This window comes from Paraburkholderia antibiotica (assembly GCF_012927125.1).
Lineage (GTDB): Bacteria > Pseudomonadota > Gammaproteobacteria > Burkholderiales > Burkholderiaceae > Paraburkholderia > Paraburkholderia antibiotica.
The window spans coordinates 1-3,394 of the sequence record NZ_JABBFZ010000054.1; the positions used below are offsets into that span (position 1 = coordinate 1).

Below are 3,394 nucleotides of genomic sequence, written 5' to 3' on the forward strand. Positions count from 1 at the left end.
CTGGTGTCGATCGTGCCGTTTTCGTCATTCGACACGTTGCCCGTCACGTTCAGCGTGCCATTGTCGGTCGTGCTGACATTGCCGCTATTGTTCAGGTCACCACCGATACTGGTCGTGCCGTTAGCGGTCGTGTTCAGCGTGCCATTGTTGTCCACACTGCCGTTGACGTTCAGCGAACCGTTGTCGGTCGTGCTGACGTTGCCGCTGTTGTTCAGGTCACCACCAATGCTGGTCGTGCCGTTGTCACCGCTCGTGTTCAGCGAACCATTGTTGTCGACGCTGCCGTTGACATTCAGCGAACCGTTGTCGGTATCCACCGTGCCGTTGTTCGACAGGTTGCCACCGATGTCGGTCGAGCCGCCATTGCTGGTGTCGATCGTGCCGCTCTCGTCATTCGACACGTTGCCCGTCACGTTCAGCGTGCCATTGTCTGTCGTGCTGACGTTGCCGCTGTTGTTCAGGTCACCACCGATGCTGGTCGTGCCGTTATCACCGCTCGTGTTCAACGAACCATTGTTGTCCACGCTGCCGTTGACGTTCAGCGAGCCGTTGTCGGTGTCGACCGTGCCGTTGTTCGACAGGTTACCGTTGATGTCCGTCGAGCCGCCGTTGCTGGTGTCGATCGTGCCGTTCTCGTCATTCGACACGTTGCCCGTCACGTTCAGCGTGCCATTGTCCGTCGTGCTGACATTGCCGCTGTTGTTCAGGTCACCACCAATGCTGGTCGTGCCGTTGTCACCGCTCGTGTTCAACGAACCATTGTTGTCCACGCTGCCGTTGACATTCAGCGAACCGTTGTCGGTGTCCACCGTGCCGTTGTTCGACAGGTTGCCACCGACATCAGTCGAACCGCCATTGCTGCTGTCGATCGTGCCGTTCTCATCGTTCGACACGTTACCCGTCACATTCAGCGTGCCGTTATCCGTCGTGCTGACATTGCCGCTGTTGTTCAGGTCTCCGCCGATGCTGGTCGTGCCGTTGTCTCCGCTCGTGTTCAACGAACCGTTGTTGTCCACGCTGCCGTTCACGTTCAACGAACCATTGTCGGTATCGATCGAACCGTTGTTCGACAGGTTGCCGTTGATGTCGGTCGAACCGCCATTGCTGGTGTCGAGCGTGCCGTTTTCGTCATTCGACACGTTGCCCGTCACGTTCAGCGTGCCGTTGTCCGTCGTGCTGACGTTGCCGCTGTTGTTCAGGTCACCGCCAATGCTGGTCGTGCCGTTGTCGCCGCTCGTGTTCAGCGAACCATTGTTGTCCACGCTGCCGTTGACGTTCAGCGAACCGTTGTCGGTGTCCACCGTGCCGTTGTTTGACAGGTTGCCGTTGATGTCGGTCGAACCGCCATTGCTGGTGTCGAGCGTGCCGTTCTCGTCGTTCGACACGTTGCCCGTCACGTTCAGCGTGCCATTGTCCGTCGTGCTGACGTTGCCGCTGTTGTTCAGGTCGCCGCCGATACTGGTCGTGCCGTTAGCGGTCGTGTTCAACGAACCGTTGTTGTCCACGCTGCCGTTGACGTTCAGCGAACCGTTGTCGGTATCGATCGTGCCGTTGTTCGACAGGTTGCCGTTGATGTCCGTCGAGCCGCCGTTGCTGGTGTCGAGCGTGCCGTTCTCGTCGTTCGACACGTCGCCCGTTACGTTCAGCGTGCCGTTGTCCGTCGTGCTGACGTTGCCGCTGTTGTTCAGGTCACCACCGATGTTGGTCGTACCGTTGTCACCGCTCGTGTTCAGCGAACCATTGTTGTCCACGCTGCCGTTGACATTCAGCGAGCCGTTGTCGGTATCGACTGTGCCGTTGTTCGACAGGCTGCCATTGATGTCTGTCGAGCCACCATTGCTGGTGTCGATCGTGCCGTTTTCGTCATTCGACACGTTGCCCGTCACGTTCAGCGTGCCGTTGTCCGTCGTGCTGACGTTGCCGCTGTTGTTCAGGTCACCACCGATGTTGGTCGTGCCGTTGTCTCCGCTCGTGTTCAGCGAACCATTGTTGTCCACGCTGCCGTTGACGTTCAGCGAACCGTTGTCGGTGTCCACCGTGCCGTTGTTCGACAGGTTGCCGTTGATGTCGGTCGAACCGCCGTTGCTGGTGTCGAGCGAGCCATTGTTCGACACGTCGCCGGTTACGTTCAGCGTACCATTGTCCGTCGTGCTGACGTTTCCGCTGTTGTTCAGGTCACCACCGATGTTGGTCGTGCCGTTATCACCGCTCGTGTTCAACGAACCGTTGTTGTCCACGCTGCCGTTGACATTCAGCGAACCATTGTCGGTGTCCACCGTGCCATTGTTATCCAGGCTACCGTTGATGTCCGTCGAACCGCCATTGCTGGTGTCGATCGTGCCGTTTTCGTCGTTCGACACGTTGCCCGTCACGTTCAGCGTGCCATTGTCCGTCGTGCTGACATTACCGCTGTTGTTCAGGTCGCCGCCAATGTTGGTCGTACCGTTGTCACCGCTCGTGTTCAGCGAACCGTTGTTGTCCACGCTGCCGTTGACGTTCAGCGAGCCATTGTCGGTATCGATCGTGCCGTTGTTCGACACGTTGCCCGTCACGTTCAGCGTGCCGTTGTCCGTCGTGCTGACGTTGCCGCTGTTGTTCAGGTCACCGCCGATATTGGTCGTACCGTTATCGCTCGTATTCAGCGTGCCGTTATTGTTCACGCTGCCGTTGACGTTCAGTGAGCCGTTATCCGTCTCGATCGTGCCGTTGTTCGACAGGTTGCCACCGATATCAGTCGAGCCTCCATTGCTTGTGCTCATCGTGCCGTTGTTCGACACGTTGCCCGTCACGTTCAACGTACCGTTATCCGTCGTGCTGATGTTGCCGTCGTTATTCAGCTCGCCATCGATGTTGGTCGTGCCATTGTCCGTCGTCAGCGAGCCATTACTGCCCACGTTCACGGTGCCGTTGGTTACATTCAGCGTGCCATTGTTTTCAACGCTGCCGTTAAAGGTCAACGAACCACTATCCGCTTCGATCGTGCCGTTGTTCTGAACGTTTCCGTTGAAATCGGTCGAGCCACCGTTGCTGGTGTCGATCGTGCCGTTTTCATTGTTCGAGACGTTGCCCGTCACATTCAGCGTGCCGTTATCCGTCGTGCTGACGTTGCCGCTGTTGTTCAGGTCGCCGCCGATATTCGTCGTGCCGTTGTCTCCGCTCGTGTTCAACGAACCATTGTTGTCCACGCTGCCGTTGACATTCAGCGAACCGTTGTCGGTATCGATCGTGCCGTTGTTCGACAGGTTGCCCGTCACGTTCAGCGTGCCATTGTCCGTCGTGCTGACATTACCGCTGTTGTTCAGGTCGCCGCCAATGTTGGTCGTACCGTTGTCACCGCTCGTGTTCAGCGAACCGTTGTTGTCCACGCTGCCGTTGACGTTCAGCGAGCCGTTAT

Annotated in this window: 1 protein-coding gene; it reads right to left on the reverse strand. The window is 57.7% G+C overall.

What is annotated here, in order from left to right; all coding sequences use genetic code 11:
* On the reverse strand, positions 1 to 3,394 hold a 3,394-nt coding region (locus HHL14_RS32645; protein ID WP_169501718.1), incomplete at both ends, for a beta strand repeat-containing protein.